Below are 16,076 nucleotides of genomic sequence, written 5' to 3' on the forward strand. Positions count from 1 at the left end.
GGTAAGGCGGGGGAGAAGGTAACGCGCCCGTTTACCGCGCTGCTGGCGGCGGCCAGTCACGCGGTAAAGGGCGTAGGGCTATGTCGGGTTAGCCGGTGTTGCGCATGCCTGCGGCAACACCGGCGATGGTGACCATCAGCGCCTGTTCAACCTGCGGATCTGGCTGGCTATTCTGCTCATCCGCCTGACGGGAACGGTGCAGTAGCTCAGCCTGGAGCACGTTAAGCGGATCGGTGTAGATATTGCGCAGGGTAATGGACTCCGCAATCCACGGCAGATCGGCCATGAGGTGGGCATCGTTGGCAATCGCCAGCACCAGCTTGATGTCGGCATCGAGCTGTTTACGCAGCTCAAGCCCCAGCGGCCACAATTCTTTATTCACCAGGCGTTGATCATAGTATTCCGCCAGCCACAGGTCGGCTTTGGCAAATACCATCTCCAGCATACCCAGGCGGGTAGAGAAGAACGGCCAGTCGCGGCACATGGTTTCCAGCTTGGCTTGTTTGCCGTCGTCCACCACTTTCTGCAATGCGGCACCGGCGCCCAGCCAGGCAGGCAGCATCAGGCGGTTCTGGGTCCAGGCGAAAATCCAGGGAATAGCGCGCAGGGACTCAACACCGCCAGTAGGGCGACGTTTTGCCGGGCGCGAGCCAAGCGGCAGTTTGCCCAGCTCCAGCTCCGGTGTGGCGGAGCGGAAATAAGGCACGAAGTTTTTGTTTTCACGCACATAGCCGCGGTACATATCGCAGGAGACAACCGACAGCTCGTCCATGATGCGGCGCCATTCCGGTTTTGGTTCCGGGGGCGGCAGCAGGTTCGCTTCCAGAATGGCGCTGGTGTACAGCGACAGGCTGGCAACGGTCACTTCCGGCAGGCCGTATTTGAAGCGGATCATCTCGCCCTGCTCCGTTACGCGCAGGCCGCCTTTCAGGCTGCCCGGGGGCTGGGAGAGTAATGCCGCGTGAGCCGGGGCACCGCCACGGCCAATAGAACCACCGCGGCCGTGGAACAGGGTCAGGGCGATACCGGATTTTTCGCACGTTTTGATCAGCGCATCCTGTGCCTGATACTGGGCCCAGGAGGCAGCCATCACGCCCGCGTCTTTGGCGGAATCAGAATAGCCAATCATGACCATCTGTTTGCCCTGGATAAAACCGCGATACCAGTCGATGTTCAGTAACTGGGTCATGACATCGTTGGCGTTGTTGAGGTCTTCAAGGGTCTCAAACAGCGGCGCGACCGGCATAGCAAAACTAATGCCGGCTTCTTTCAGCAACAGATGTACTGCCAGCACGTCAGACGGGGTTTTCGCCATCGAGATAACATAGGCGGCGATAGACCCCTGCGGGGCCTCAGCAATCACCTGGCAGGTGTCCAGCACTTCTTTGGTATCGGCGCTGGGCTCCCACTGGCGCGGCAGCAGAGGACGTTTGGAGTTTAGCTCGCGGATCAGGAAGGCTTGTTTGTCGGCCTCTGACCAGCTCTCGTAATCCCCCAGCCCCAGATAGCGGGTTATCTCGCCCAGCGCTTCGGAGTGGCGGGTGCTCTCCTGGCGAATATCAATCCGCACCAGCGGCACACCAAAGGATTTCACCCGGCGCAGGGTGTCCAGCAACTCGCCGTTTGCGATGATCCCCATGCCGCAGGCTTGCAGTGAGTTGTAGCAGGCCAGCAGCGGGTCCCACAGTTGGGCGTTATGGGTGATCAGATCTTTCGGCTTCGGCAGTTTCTGGCCTTTCAGGCGCGCTTCCAGCCAGGCCTGGGTGGACATCAACTGGCCGCGCAGTTGTTTCATCAGGTAGCGGTAAGGCTCTTGCTCGCCTTCGCTACCAACCCGTTGGCGCAGCTCATCGGTGCAGTCCACCATCGACAGTTCGGAGATCAGCACCTGAATGTCTTTCAGGAACAGGTCGGTGGCTTTCCAGCGGCTGAGTAACAGCACGTGGCGGGTGACATCCGCAGTGACATTCGGGTTGCCGTCCCGGTCACCCCCCATCCAGGAGGTAAAGCGCACCGGGACAAAATCGACCGGCAGCTTATAGTTCAGGGTTTCATCGAGCTGATCGTTTAGCTCGCGCAGGTAATTGGGTACACCGTCCCACAGGCTATTTTCCACCACCGCAAAGCCCCATTTGGCTTCATCGACCGGGGTAGGGCGGTGTTTACGGATCTCATCGGTATGCCAGGACTGGGCGATAAGCTGGCGCAGGCGGCGCATCACGTGGTTGCGCTCGTAGTCCGTCAGATCATTATGATCGAGCTGCTTCAAACAGGCGTTAACTTCGACCAGTTTGTGGATCAGGGTGCGGCGGGTGATTTCGGTCGGGTGTGCCGTCAGGACCAGTTCCAGCGACAGGGATTCCAGCGAGCGCTGAATGTCGGCATCGGACAGTGCGTGTTCTTCCCGCAGTTTGCGCACGGTATTGGCAATGATTTCCGGGTTATTGGCCGCTTCGCCGTGGGGCGACATGCTGTGGTACTGCTCAGCGGTATTGGCCAGATTCAGAAACTGGCTGAACGCACGGGCCACCGGCAGTAATTCGTCATTAGACAGATTCTGCAAGGTGGTGAGCAGTGCCTGGCGATCTGATTCATTGCCTGCACGGGAAGACTTGGACAATTTACGGATTGTTTCTACGCGGTCGAGAATATTTTCTCCCAGCGCGTCCTTGATGGTATCCCCGAGCAGTTTGCCGAGCATACTGACATTACTTCGCAAAGCGGAATATCGTTCGTTCATATGACCCCAGACACCCAATCTTTTATTTTTACCCTGCGCTTTCTGATAAAACAGCCCGTTGGACTGCACCAGCAAGTTTCCGGGAAGAATTACCCCATTTCACCCTCGCGGGTTAAATACCGTCCTTTATAAAGCCACGATAGATCCCATTCGTCAATTGCTGCGAAAACGGTTCAGCAAACGAGTAAACCGCGGGAATTTACGAAATTTAATTCGCGGAATATCAGATAAGCAATTCTTATATAAAATGCCAAAAGCAAAGCATAAAAAAGGGGGATACCCCCCTTTTTACCGCATGATCAATGCCAGCAAAAATGATGAACCACCTGAGAAATTAATTCCCGGGTCGGTTTTATAAAACGGGTTGCTAAATATTCATCAGGCTGATGAGCTTGCTCAATCGATCCCGGGCCGAGGACCAGGGTCGGGCAGAGTGTCTGAATAAAAGGCGCTTCGGTGCAGTAATTAACAACCTCGGTTTTGGTATTCAGTAATTTTTCGACTACCTGGACTAATTCATCGTTCACCGGGCACTCATATCCCGGGATCGGCGGGTGTAATTCGCTAATAGCCAGTCGGCCGGGCCATAATTCGCTGACTGGTGTCAGCGCCTCGGCCAGTAAACCGTTCAGATCGGCTAACGTAAGGCCGGGCAGCGGCCGGATATCCATATGTAACTCACAGCACGCACAGATCCGGTTAGAGGCGTCCCCGCCGCTAATATGGCCCAGATTCAGGGTCGGATAGGGGACGGTGAATGCCTCGTGGCGATAGCGGGTTTTGAGATAGTCCCGCAGAGCCAGAATATGGCCGATGGCGTCGTGCATAATTTCAATGGCATTCACCCCCCGGGCCGGATCGCTGGAGTGGCCGGACTGGCCCGTCACCCGGATGGCGCTGGACATATGGCCTTTGTGGGCCCGTACCGGCTGGAGTGATGTCGGCTCACCGATGATGGCGCAATCCGGGCGGATAGATGCGTGTTCGGAAAAATAGCGCGCCCCGGCCATGCTGGTTTCTTCGTCGGCGGTGGCCAGAATATAGAGCGGTTTCGCCAGTTTTGTTACGTCTACATCGCGTAATGCATCAAGAATAAACGCGAAGAAGCCTTTCATGTCGGCAGTGCCGAGGCCATAGAGTTTATTGTCGTGCTCAGTAAGGGTGAAGGGGTCCCGGGTCCAGCGGCCATCGTCAAAAGGGACGGTGTCGGTGTGGCCGGCCAGCAGCAAACCGCCCGCACCTTTGCCGGTGCTGGCCAGCATATTAAATTTATTGCGGGTGCCGGGGACGGGCTGCACGTCAACCTCAAAGCCAAGATCGGTAAACCATCCCGCCAGCAGATTGATTAAAGACGCATTGCTTTGATCGAGTGCGCTATCGGTGGCGCTGATGGAAGGGGTTGCTATCAGAGCCCGGTAAATCTCGATAAATGGCGGTAATTTTATCTTCACTGTTGACATACCTTTGGTTGGATAGTATCAATATTCATGCAATTATTGTGAATAAAAATACAATAACGCAGAGCGTAAAGGAACCCCCGGGTTCGGTTAACCAGGCGTCCTGAGTTTGGGTAAAACAGTACCCCGGGATCAGGGGACAACCACCACGCTCATCACCGTGGGAATGGCATTGGCCATTGCCTGAAACTCCCTGATGCGAAAGAAGGTCTACAGCCCCGATGTTGAATACGCTGATTGTGGGTGCCAGTGGTTATACCGGCGCAGAACTTGCGTCCTATGTAAATCGCCACCCTCATATGAACATAACCGCTTTGACGGTTTCTGCGCAAAGCTCAGATGCAGGAAAATGTCTTTCTGATTTACATCCGCAACTGAAAGGTATTGTGGATTTGCCGCTACAACCGATGGCAGATATCAGCGAATTCAGTGATAACGTCGATGTGGTGTTTCTGGCTACCGCTCATGAAGTCAGCCACGATTTAGCGCCGCAATTCCTGGCGGCGGGCTGCGTTGTTTTTGATTTATCCGGCGCTTACCGGGTGAATAACCCCGATTTTTATACCCGTTATTATGGCTTCACCCATCAGCACCCGGAATGGCTGGAAAACGCGGTCTACGGCCTGGCGGAGTGGGAGAGTGGCGCGCTGAAAGACGCCCAACTGGTTGCGGTGCCGGGCTGCTACCCCACGGCGGCGCAGTTAGCACTGAAGCCGCTGATCGACGGAGATTTACTGGATCTTGCCCAGTGGCCGGTGATTAACGCCACCAGTGGGGTGAGCGGCGCCGGGCGGAAAGCCGCCCTCGGCAACAGTTTCTGTGAAGTCAGCCTGCAACCCTATGGCCTGTTTACCCATCGCCATCAGCCGGAGATTGCCAGCCATTTAGGGGCCGAAGTTATTTTCACCCCCCATCTGGGCAACTTCCCGCGCGGTATTCTGGAAACCATTACCTGCCGGCTGAAACCCGGCGTGACACATCAGCAAATCGCCGGTGCGTATCAGCAGGCATATAGCAATAAACCGCTGGTGCGTCTGTATGACAAGGGCGTCCCGGCCCTGAAAAATGTGGTGGGGCTGCCGTTCTGCGATATTGGCTTTGCGGTACAGGACGATCATCTGATTGTGGTCGCCACAGAAGATAATTTACTGAAAGGTGCCGCTGCACAGGCCATTCAGTGCATGAATATTCGTTTTGGCTTTGCCGAAACGCAGTCACTTATTTAACCGGTCGCAAGGTGAGAAGATGAACCCGTTAATTATCAAACTCGGTGGCGTTCTGTTGGACAGCGAAGAAGCGCTGGAGCGTTTATTTACCGCACTGGTTGACTATCGTCAGTCCCATCAGCGGCCACTGGTCATTGTGCACGGTGGCGGCTGCGTGGTGGATGAGCTGATGAAAAAGCTGTCTCTGCCCGTTGAGAAGAAAAACGGCCTGCGGGTAACTCCGGCAGATCAAATAGACATTATTACCGGAGCGCTGGCGGGGAGTGCGAATAAAACCCTGCTGGCCTGGGCAAGGAAGCATCAGCTCGATGCGGTGGGCCTGTTCCTGGGGGATGGCGGCAGTGTTAACGTCACGCAGCTTGATGAATCCCTGGGACATGTTGGCCTGGCGACACCAGGCAACCCGGCACTGATTAATGTGTTGCTGAATAGCGGCTATCTGCCGGTGGTGAGCTCCATTGGGGTCACTGACGATGGCCAGTTGATGAATGTGAATGCCGATCAGGCGGCAACCGCCCTGGCGGAAACCCTGGGGGCGGACCTGATCCTGCTGTCTGATGTCAGCGGTATCCTCGATGGTAAAGGCCAGCGTATTGCCGAAATGACCGCCGCCAAAGCAGAGCAGTTGATTGCTCAGGGCATTATTACTGATGGCATGGTGGTGAAAGTGAATGCCGCGCTGGATGCCGCACGTACGCTTGGTCGCCCGGTGGATATTGCCTCCTGGCGCCATGCCGAACAACTGCCGGCGCTGTTTAATGGCGTGGCTATCGGCACCCGTATCCTGGCGTGATCGCCACGGGTGGTTGAGTGGGGCTATGCGGGCGATGAACGCAGAGCCCTGGTGTGACCCTCGCTTCGGGATGAGACACGGTGTGGAGCGAGGGCTTTTTTTCTGATGCAATCACGGAGCAGGCGCGCGGCCTGCTTCGTCATTCTGATACGACTGAATTTTTGGGAGCAAATTATGGCACTTTGGGGCGGGCGTTTTACACAGGCAGCGGATCAGCGTTTTAAGCAGTTTAATGACTCTTTACGCTTCGATTATCGCCTGGCCGAGCAGGATATTGTGGGCTCTGTTGCCTGGTCTAAAGCGCTGGTCACCGTTGGGGTACTGACGGCCGCTGAACAGCAACAGCTGGAGCAGGCGCTGGGCGTGCTGCTGGAGGAAGTACAGGCAGATCCGCAGGCTATCCTGGCCTGTGATGCCGAAGATATTCACAGCTGGGTGGAAGGTAAACTGATCGATAAAGTCGGCCAGTTGGGCAAAAAATTGCATACCGGCCGCAGCCGTAATGATCAGGTGGCAACTGACCTGAAATTGTGGTGTAAAGCGCAGGTCAGTGAACTGCTGAGCGCGACGCGTCAACTGCAACAGGCGCTGGTGGACACCGCCGAAAATAATCAGGATGCGGTGATGCCGGGTTACACCCACTTACAGCGCGCTCAGCCAGTGACGTTTGCGCACTGGTGTATGGCTTATGTCGAGATGCTGGCCCGGGATGAGAGCCGCCTGCAGGACACCCTGAAACGGCTGGATGTCAGCCCGCTGGGCTGCGGGGCGCTGGCCGGTACCGCCTATGATATTGACCGTGAGCAACTGGCGGGCTGGCTGGGCTTTGCGTCCGCCACCCGCAACAGCCTGGACAGCGTGTCCGATCGTGACCATGTACTGGAGCTGTTGTCTGATGCTTCCATCGGCATGGTGCATCTGTCGCGTTTTGCGGAAGATTTGATTTTCTTTAACTCCGGTGAAGCGGGCTTTGTGGAGCTCTCTGATCGGGTAACGTCTGGTTCATCACTGATGCCGCAGAAAAAGAATCCCGATGCCCTGGAACTGATCCGCGGTAAGACGGGCCGGGTCCAGGGGGCGCTGACCGGCATGATGATGACTCTGAAAGGGCTGCCGCTGGCCTACAACAAAGATATGCAGGAAGACAAAGAAGGGCTGTTCGACGCGCTCGATACCTGGATGGATTGCCTGCATATGGCGGCGCTGGTGCTGGATGGCATTCAGGTTAAACGCCCGCGTTGCCAGGAAGCGGCTCAGCAGGGCTATGCCAATGCGACCGAGCTGGCAGATTATCTGGTAGCGAAAGGGGTACCGTTCCGCGAGGCGCACCATATTGTTGGTGAGGCGGTCGTGGAAGCCATTCGGCAGAATAAGCCCCTGGAGGCGCTGGCCCTGGTAGATCTGCAAAAATTCAGTGCGGTGATCCAGCAGGATGTGTATGACATTCTCTCGCTGGACTCGTGTCTGGCAAAACGGTCAGCGCAGGGGGGCGTTTCCGGGCCTCAGGTGGCTAACGCCATTGCCGGGGCGAAGCAGCGCCTGGCGTAATTAAAAACATCGCTCAGCAAGCCTGGCATCTGCCGGGCTTTTTGATGTCTGGCAGCCGGCTGCACAGGCCGATTTTTAGATAAAAAAATGGCGGACATCTCGTCCGCCGAAAGTTCACGTTGGCTTTAGTAATCCAGTTCACTGGTACCTGGGTTGGTGTCTGGGTCGACAAAATGTAAACACCAGGTTTCCAGTTGCTGATGAGGATTATCACCCAGGGCACTTGATAGGGATAATCGTTGGTTGCTATGCTTTCTATCGCCATGAACTATCGTGGCGGTGGAGGATGATTAATGAATATTCGTGATCTGGAGTATCTTGTCGCACTTGCCGAGCATCGCCATTTTCGGCGCGCTGCGGATTCATGCCATGTGAGTCAGCCTACGCTGAGTGGGCAAATTCGGAAGCTGGAAGATGAACTGGGCGTTATGCTGCTGGAAAGAACCAGCCGCAAAGTCTTATTCACACAGGCAGGTTTGCTGCTGGTGGAACAGGCACGCACGGTATTACGGGAAGTTAAAGTCCTGAAGGAGATGGCCAGCCAGCAGGGTGAAACCATGTCGGGCCCGCTGCATATTGGCTTAATTCCGACCGTTGGGCCGTATTTGCTGCCACAAATTATCCCCATGCTGCATCAGACATTCCCGAAGCTGGAGATGTACCTGCATGAAGCGCAGACCCATCAGCTGCTGGCGCAGCTGGATAGCGGCAAGCTCGACTGCGCGATTTTGGCGCTGGTCAAAGAGAGCGAGGCATTTATTGAAGTGCCGCTGTTTGATGAGCCGATGGTGCTGGCGATTTATGACGATCATCCCTGGGCGACTAACCGTGACAAAGTCCCGATGTCGGACCTGGCCGGTGAGAAGTTACTGATGCTGGAAGACGGCCACTGCTTACGTGACCAGGCAATGGGTTTCTGCTTTGAAGCCGGGGCTGATGAAGACACCCACTTCCGGGCAACCAGTCTGGAAACCCTGCGTAATATGGTAGCAGCCGGCAGCGGCATTACGCTGTTACCGGCCCTGTCAGTACCGACAGAACGCCGCCGTGACGGCGTGGTTTATCTGCCGTGCTATAAACCAGAACCCCGGCGTACGGTGGGGCTGGTATATCGTCCAGGTTCACCGCTGCGCAGCCGCTATGAGCAGCTGGCAGAGGCCATCCGTAGTCAGATGGATAGCCACTTTGACGAGAAACTAAAACAGACGATTTAAACCGTTTAATGCAGCAACCCGGTAGGCTTCAGCCATTGTCGGGTAGTTAAAGGTGGTGTTAACGAAGTACTCAATCGTGTTACCACCGCCTTTCTGCTCCATGATGGCCTGGCCGATGTGGATTATCTCGGCGGCGCGCTCACCAAAGCAGTGGATCCCGAGGATCTCTTTGGTTTCACGATGAAAGAGGATCTTTAGCGATCCGACATTCATGCCGACGATTTGCGCCCGCGCCAGGTGCTTAAATTGCGCGCGTCCCACTTCATAAGGCACTTTCATCGCGGTGAGCTGCTGTTCGGTTTTCCCCACCGAGCTGATTTCAGGAATGGTGTAGATCCCGGTCGGGATATCCTCAATCAGATGGGCTGTGGCTTCGCCTTTTACCATGGCCTGGGCGGCAATACGCCCCTGGTCATAAGCCGCAGACGCCAGGCTTGGGTAACCGATAACGTCCCCCACCGCATAAATGTGTGGCTGCGCGGTTTGGTACATGCTGTTTACTTTCAACAAGCCACGGCCATCTACTTCAAGGCCGACGTTGTGTAAGTCCATGCTATCGGTATTCCCGGTACGGCCATTGGCGTACAGCAGGCAGTCTGACTTGACCTTTTTACCGGACTTCAGATGGACAATAACGCCATCTTCCACCCCTTCAATACGCTCATATTCTTCGTTATGGCGGATAACCACGCCACTGTTCCAGAAATGATACGACAGAGAATCTGACATCTCCTGGTCGAGGAAGGCCAGCAGCCGGTCGCGGGTGTTAATCAAATCGACTTTGACATTCATGCCGCGAAAGATAGACGCGTATTCACAGCCAATGACCCCGGCACCGTAAATAATCACATGGCGCGGTTCATGGTGCAGGCTGAGGATTGAATCGCTGTCGTAAATGCGCGGGTGGGTGAAATCGACGTCTGTCGGGCGGTAGGGCCGGGAACCACAGGCGATAATAAACTTCTCGCTGGTGATGGTCTCGACGGTGCCGTCCTCGCACTCCAGGGCGATGGTGTGCTCATCAACAAATCGGGCATGGCCACTCAGCATTTCGCAGCGGTTACGCTCATAAAATCCCTGGCGCATCGTGGTCTGCTGGTTAATCACGCTGTCGGTATGGTTGAGAATGTCGGCGAAAGAGGAGCGAAGCAGACGGGTGTGGTCGCTGTAGAGCGGGTTTTGGTTAAATTCGATAATGCGGCTAACGGCGTGGCGAAGGGCTTTGGAAGGGATAGTTCCCCAGTGTGTACAGCCCCCGCCAACATTATTATATCGCTCAACGACGGCGACACGCTGGCCTTGTTTAACGAGGCCCATGGAAGCGCCCTCGCCCCCGGGACCGGAACCAATCACTATTGCATCATAATCGTAGGTATGTGGCATGGTAAGGCTTACCTGTTCTTATACATAAAAGCAACATGATAGTAACATCGAAGTGGTGGTAACCCAATTATCATTGTGCGCTTTCGCCCAATTCCAGCGATATAATTCGTAAACATTCATTCACAAACCATCGCAAACCGGGTAGCGTGAAACTCTGGTATAGTGCCCCAATTGGGAGTGGAAGGATTCAAGCAGAGTGATGGGTGTCAGAGCGCAACAAAAAGAAAAAACGCGGCGTTCCCTCGTTGAAGCGGCGTTTAGCCAGCTAAGTGCCGAGCGAAGTTTTGCCAGCCTGAGTCTACGTGAAGTGGCCAGAGAGGCCGGGATTGCTCCTACGTCTTTTTATCGCCACTTCCGCGATGTGGATGAGCTTGGGTTAACCATGGTGGATGAAAGCGGGCTGATGTTGCGCCAGCTGATGCGCCAGGCTCGCCAGCGTATCGCCAGAGGCGGTAGCGTAATTCGCACTTCTGTCTCAACATTTATGGAATTTATCGGTAATAATCCCAACGCTTTTCGGCTGTTACTGCGGGAGCGCTCCGGTACGTCGGCGGCATTCCGTGCTGCTGTTGCCCGTGAGATCCAGCATTTTATCGCCGAGCTTGCGGATTACCTGGAGCTTGAAAACCGTATGCCGCGCAGCTTTACGGAAGCCCAGGCCGAGGCCATGGTCACCATTGTGTTCAGCGCCGGGGCAGAAGCCCTCGATGTGGACACAGAGCAACGTCGCCAACTGGAAGAGCGTCTTGTGTTACAGCTCCGGATGATTTCCAAAGGAGCATATTACTGGTACCGCCGCGAGCAGGAAAAGATCGCTGTGGGACTCAAATCTGAAGAGGTAGTAAAGGATAAGCAATGAAACAGTCTATCCAAGAACGCGGCACCTTGCTACTGGCATTAATTGCCGGCCTGTCAATCAACGGTAGCTGTGCTGCGTTATTTAGCTCAATTGTTCCGTTTTCGGTATTCCCCCTTATTGCTCTGGTGCTGGCGGTGTACTGCCTGCATCAGCGTTACCAGAATCAAACTATGCCAGTGGGGCTACCTGGCCTGGCGGCAGCCTGCTTTATTCTCGGGGTGCTGTTGTACAGTGCGGTAGTGCGCGCGGAGTACCCGGCTATTGGCTCTAACTTCCTGCCGTCGGTACTGTCTGTGGTGCTGCTGTTCTGGATTGGTTTTAAAATCAAATCGCGTAACGCCACGATTTCTGACTAATACCGTCGATGCTGAACCAAACAGGGCGCACAGGCGCCCTGTTTTGCTTTCTGCCACTAGTCTTTGCGTACCAGCAGGACACCGCTTTCCATATGGTGGGTGTAGGGGAACTGATCAAACAGCGCCAGACGCTCGACGCGGTGGGTTTGGCTTAAGGTCTCAAGGTTTTCACAAAGTGTCTGCGGATTACAGGAAATGTACAGAATACGCGGATACCCCTGGACCATTTTCAGGGTTTCAGCGTCCAGGCCACTGCGCGGCGGATCGACAAAAATGGTTTCACACTGGTAGCTTTTTAGATCAATCCCCTGCAGGCGGTTAAAGTCACGCACGCCATGCATTGCCTGGGTAAACTCTTCCGCGGACATGCGGATAATTTGCACGTTATCAATCTGGTTAGCGGCGATATTAAACTGTGCGGCTGCCACGGACGGTTTCGCTATCTCCGTTGCCAGCACCTGGTTAAAGTTGCGCGCCAGCGCCAGTGAGAAGTTACCGTTTCCGCAATAGAGCTCCAGCAGGTCGCCACGGGAGCCCCGGGTAGCGTCCAGCGCCCATTCCAGCATATGAATATTTACCTGGGCGTTAGGCTGGGTGAAGCTGTTTTCCACCTGGCGGTAAATCATCTGTTTACCGGCGACCGGCAGGCACTCATCGACATAGTCGCGATCCAGCTCAATCTTGGTTTTGGTGGCGCGGCCAATAAACTGCACGTCAAAGCCCCGGGCGCGCAATGTGTCCCGCAGGGCGGTAGCCTGTTCGCGCCATTCGTCGTCCAGCTGGCGGTGGTAAATCAGGGTTACCACGGCCTGGCCGCTGAGGGTGGTCAAATAATCAAGCTGGAACAGCTTATGCCGCAGCACCTGATTTGGCCGAATGCCGTTGAGCATTGCGGGCATCAGCGTATTGACCAGTTCGCTGGCCGCCGGGAAGCTGTCTACCCGGATGCGCTGCTTGGTCTGCTGATCAAACATGATGTGGTACAGATCATCATCATCATGCCAGATGCGAAACTCGGCACGCATACGGTAGTGGCGGACCGGTGAGCGGAAAACCTCAGGCGCGGGGGCAGAGAAAGGGGCCATCATGGTTTGCAGGCGCTGCACTTTTTCGGCCAGTTGTTCGTCATATTGCCCGGTTGGCAGGTGTTCAGGGGTCATGCTTCGGTCCAGGTGATGAATCATTAGCCGGGATTGTAGGGATTAGCGTCATGATGTCCAGCCTCCTGTCGGTAATGTTACCTAATTCAAGTGGCTGGACATGAGTCAGTAACAACTTGTAGCATGCTGTTTCCGGTCTCTTTACAAAGAGCGAAGAGGGAATCCAGTTAAAATCTGGAGCTGACGCGCAGCGGTAAAGGTAGGTGGATGAGTGCTCTGCAGACACTGCTTTATATAAGTGGGAAGTCATCATCCGTTAACACCCCTAAGCCCGAAGACCTGCCGGAGACACGTCGCACCTGGCATAACCATAGCGTGCTATAGCTTATGCCTGCGGCATCCTGTTAAGTGATGCTTTGAGTTAATAATGAAAAAAATAACCACCCCGCTGCTTACAGCACTGTCTGTAACGGCGTCCTCTGGCTGGGCGCAAGATACCGGCGAAAATAATATCGTTGTTACCGCCAATCGTTTTCAGCAGCCGGTGAATACCGTGCTGGCCCCGATTGATGTGGTTACCCGGGAAGAGATTGATCGCTGGCAGGCGAAATCGCTCAATGATGTGCTGCGCCGTCTGCCGGGGGTCGATATTGCCCAGTACGGCGGCCTTGGGCAGAGCTCATCGCTGTTTATCCGCGGTACCGAAACCCGCCAGACCCTGATACTGGTGGATGGCATTCCCGTGACCCGGCCGGGTATTACGAATAACCCCGATCTTAATCAAATCCCCCTCTCCCTGGTACAGCGGGTGGAGTATATCCGCGGGCCGCGTTCGGCGATTTATGGCTCCGGCGCCATGGGGGGGGTGATCAATATCATCACCCACAGCCCCACGGATGAGTCGAAAATTAATGTCGGCATGGGCTCTAAAGGGTTCCAGCAGTACGATGGCACGCTGCGCCAGCGCTTTGGTGATACGGTGGCCACGGTGGCAGGGGCCTATGAAACCACGAAGGGCTTTAATGTTCAGCCTGGCTCCAGCTGGAGCCATGACCGGGATCGGGACGGTTTTCGCAATAAAACCTTCTGGGGCGGGGTAGAGCATAAATTCAGCGACAGCCTGGACGGCTTCTTCCGGGTGCGCAGCTATACCAACAATGTCGACTATGATCTGGGCAGTCCACCGTATTCGCCCGCCTACAGTGCAGATGAAGAGCAACTGTACAATCAGGCCTGGGATACGGGGCTGCATTATCACTCCGGTATTTACTCCACCCAGCTGATTGCCAGCTATCAGAAGGTAAAGGACTACAACTACAGCAGTATTTATGGGCGTTATAAAGACGGGACCACCCTGGACAATATGTCCCAGCGTAACCTGCAATGGGGAAATAACCTGATTGTTGGCCACGGATCGGTGAGTGCGGGGGTGGACTGGCAGCAGCAGCGGTTAACGTCGTCAGATACGTCAGTGTCGGACAGCTATAAACGCGATGATACCGGCCTGTACCTGACCGGGCAGCAGCAGTTCGGGGATGTCACCCTGGAGGCATCTGGCCGGGAAGATCATGATGAGCAGTTTGGCTGGCACGGTACCTGGCAAACTTCCGCAGGCTGGCAGTTTGTTGATAACTACCGGGTCACGCTCTCTTACGGTACTGGGTTCCTGGCCCCTTCATTAGGGCAACAGTTTGGCTCCAACCGCTTTGGTATTGCGGCGAACCCCAATCTGAAACCGGAGGAATCAAAACAGTGGGAGGCCGGGCTGGAAGGGTTAACCGGCCCACTGGACTGGCGGTTGTCCGCCTACCGCTACAAAATATCTAACCTGATCACCTATTATTCCGATCCGGTAACCTACGACGGCGCTTACGACAACATTAACGCTGCGACAATTAAAGGCGTGGAATGGATCGGCAGTTTTGATACCGGTATCTTTAGCCATCGTATTACGTTGCAGTATGTTGACCCGCGGAATGACGAGAATGATGAAGTGCTGGCGCGCCGCGCTAAACGCCAGGCAAAGTACCAACTGGACTGGACGATGTTTGATGTCGATATGGACGTTGCGTGGCAGTATTATGGCAAGCGTTATGATAACAACACGTCACAGTACAACCCGCAGCAGCAGGTTCTGCCGAGTTATAGCACGGTTGATATTTCTGCCTCTTATCCGGTGACCTCACACCTTACAGTTCGTGGTAAAATAGCCAACCTGTTCGATAAAGATTACGAGACGGTTTATGGCTACCAAACTGCAGGGCGAGAATACTTCTTGTCTGGCAGCTACACTTTCTGATGCACGGCCCACGGTGCTGGTTTTTGATTCTGGCGTGGGTGGGCTGTCTGTCTATGATGAAATCCGGCAGTTATTGCCGGATTTACATTACATCTATGCGTTCGACAATGTTGGCTTCCCTTATGGGGAGAAAACCGAAGCGTTTATTGTTGAGCGTGTCGTTGAGATAGCAAACGCGGTTCAGCAACGCCATCCCCTGGCGTTAATGGTGGTTGCCTGTAATACCGCCAGTACCGTATCCCTGCCTGCATTGCGCGAGAGATTCAACTTCCCGGTCGTGGGGGTGGTCCCCGCCATCAAGCCCGCCGCGCGGTTAACCGCGAACGGGACCGTTGGCCTGCTGGCGACCCGCGGCACCGTGAAACGCCATTACACCCATGAGCTGGTGGAGCGCTTTGCTTCTGAATGCCGTATCGAGATGCTGGGGTCTGCGGAGCTAGTGGAACTGGCGGAAGCGAAGCTGCATGGTGAGCCGGTGAGCCTCGATGCGCTGCGTAAGATCCTGCGACCGTGGCTGCGGATGCCGGAGCCGCCTGACACAGTGGTACTGGGGTGTACCCACTTCCCGCTATTACGTGAGGAGCTGGCACAGGTGCTGCCGGAAGGGACCCGACTGGTGGATTCGGGGGCGGCCATTGCGAGGCGTACGGCGTGGTTACTGGAGAATGATGCCCCGGATGAGAAATCCAGTGGGCCGAACATTGCCTTCTGCATGGATTACACACCACAAACTGAGCGATTATTGCCCGTATTGACCCGTTATGGCTTCCAGTCGCTGGAAAAATTGCCACTTTAACGGGGTTTTGTACAAAAAAGAGACGGTTGGTAAATTATTTAAAAAACAGGGGTTGCCAGCCGTCAGAAACTCCCTATAATGCGCCTCCACTGACACGGCACAACGGCTTCTAAACCGGCCCGTCAGGCAAAGGAAAACAAAGTTTACGAGTAACGAAACGTGAAAATAAACAGTTGACTTTGAAAGAGGAAAACGTATTATACGGGACCTCGCGACAGAGCGCTCAGCGCCGTCGCACTGCTCTTTAACAATTTATCAGACAATCTGTGTGGGCACTCTAAGGCACTGATATCTTAACGTCGCAA

General features: G+C 55.0%; 12 protein-coding genes and 1 riboswitch. Of the genes, 8 read left to right on the plus strand and 4 right to left on the minus strand.

Annotated features, from left to right (window positions below; genetic code table 11):
- Positions 1-88: 88 nt before the first annotated feature.
- Both ppc and argE read right to left on the minus strand, forming a co-directional pair.
- The gene (gene ppc, locus F9C28_RS09845; RefSeq protein ID WP_199015038.1) at positions 89-2,740 is read right to left on the minus strand and encodes a phosphoenolpyruvate carboxylase; all 2,652 of its coding nucleotides are present in this window, start codon (positions 2,738-2,740) and stop codon (positions 89-91) included.
- A 299-nt stretch (positions 2,741-3,039) separates the two neighbouring features.
- Entirely contained in the window at positions 3,040-4,191 is a 1,152-nt protein-coding gene (gene argE / locus F9C28_RS09850) for an acetylornithine deacetylase (protein WP_199015039.1), read from the minus strand.
- A 227-nt stretch (positions 4,192-4,418) separates the two neighbouring features.
- On the opposite strand from argE, the gene argC reads away from it, so the two are divergent.
- The 4 genes from argC to oxyR all read left to right on the plus strand — a co-directional run bounded on the left by argC (position 4,419) and on the right by oxyR (position 8,978).
- Complete coding sequence (gene argC, locus F9C28_RS09855; RefSeq protein ID WP_199015040.1) at positions 4,419-5,423, plus strand: N-acetyl-gamma-glutamyl-phosphate reductase; 1,005 nt, start codon at positions 4,419-4,421, stop codon at positions 5,421-5,423.
- 19 nt (positions 5,424-5,442) lie between these two features.
- Complete coding sequence (argB, locus tag F9C28_RS09860; RefSeq protein ID WP_199015041.1) at positions 5,443-6,216, plus strand: acetylglutamate kinase; 774 nt, start codon at positions 5,443-5,445, stop codon at positions 6,214-6,216.
- Between the two features lie 174 nt (positions 6,217-6,390).
- Complete coding sequence (gene argH / locus F9C28_RS09865) at positions 6,391-7,764, plus strand: argininosuccinate lyase (protein WP_199015042.1); 1,374 nt, start codon at positions 6,391-6,393, stop codon at positions 7,762-7,764.
- Between the two features lie 293 nt (positions 7,765-8,057).
- Entirely contained in the window at positions 8,058-8,978 is a 921-nt protein-coding gene (gene oxyR, locus F9C28_RS09870; protein WP_199015043.1) for a DNA-binding transcriptional regulator OxyR, read from the plus strand.
- Here oxyR and sthA read toward each other — a convergent pair.
- Positions 8,961-10,361 carry a Si-specific NAD(P)(+) transhydrogenase gene (sthA, locus tag F9C28_RS09875; RefSeq protein WP_199015044.1) on the minus strand — a complete coding sequence of 467 codons (1,401 nt, stop codon included), beginning with the start codon at positions 10,359-10,361 and terminating at the stop codon, positions 8,961-8,963. The genes oxyR and sthA overlap by 18 nt on opposite strands.
- A 199-nt stretch (positions 10,362-10,560) precedes the next feature.
- On the opposite strand from sthA, the gene fabR reads away from it, so the two are divergent.
- On the plus strand, positions 10,561-11,220 hold the full coding sequence (gene fabR, locus F9C28_RS09880) for an HTH-type transcriptional repressor FabR (RefSeq protein WP_199015050.1): 660 nt from the start codon (positions 10,561-10,563) through the stop codon (positions 11,218-11,220).
- Positions 11,217-11,576, plus strand: a complete 360-nt coding sequence (locus tag F9C28_RS09885; RefSeq protein WP_199015045.1) for a YijD family membrane protein — start codon at positions 11,217-11,219, stop codon at positions 11,574-11,576. Before fabR ends, F9C28_RS09885 begins: the two co-directional genes overlap by 4 nt.
- A gap of 56 nt (positions 11,577-11,632) precedes the next feature.
- On the opposite strand, the gene trmA is transcribed toward F9C28_RS09885, so the two are convergent.
- Positions 11,633-12,736, minus strand: a complete 1,104-nt coding sequence (gene trmA / locus F9C28_RS09890) for a tRNA (uridine(54)-C5)-methyltransferase TrmA (RefSeq protein ID WP_199015046.1) — start codon at positions 12,734-12,736, stop codon at positions 11,633-11,635.
- A gap of 116 nt (positions 12,737-12,852) precedes the next feature.
- Positions 12,853-13,037: riboswitch (cobalamin riboswitch) on the plus strand.
- 66 nt (positions 13,038-13,103) lie between these two features.
- Here trmA and btuB point away from each other — a divergent pair.
- Positions 13,104-14,975, plus strand: a complete 1,872-nt coding sequence (btuB, locus tag F9C28_RS09895; RefSeq protein WP_199015047.1) for a TonB-dependent vitamin B12 receptor BtuB — start codon at positions 13,104-13,106, stop codon at positions 14,973-14,975.
- Positions 14,920-15,771 (plus strand): glutamate racemase, encoded by an 852-nt coding sequence (murI, locus tag F9C28_RS09900; protein ID WP_199015048.1) that lies wholly within the window; start codon positions 14,920-14,922, stop codon positions 15,769-15,771. The genes btuB and murI overlap by 56 nt, the downstream gene beginning before the upstream one ends.
- Positions 15,772-16,076: the final 305 nt, after the last annotated feature.

Source organism: Shimwellia pseudoproteus (assembly GCF_016415625.1).
GTDB lineage: Bacteria > Pseudomonadota > Gammaproteobacteria > Enterobacterales > Enterobacteriaceae > Shimwellia > Shimwellia pseudoproteus.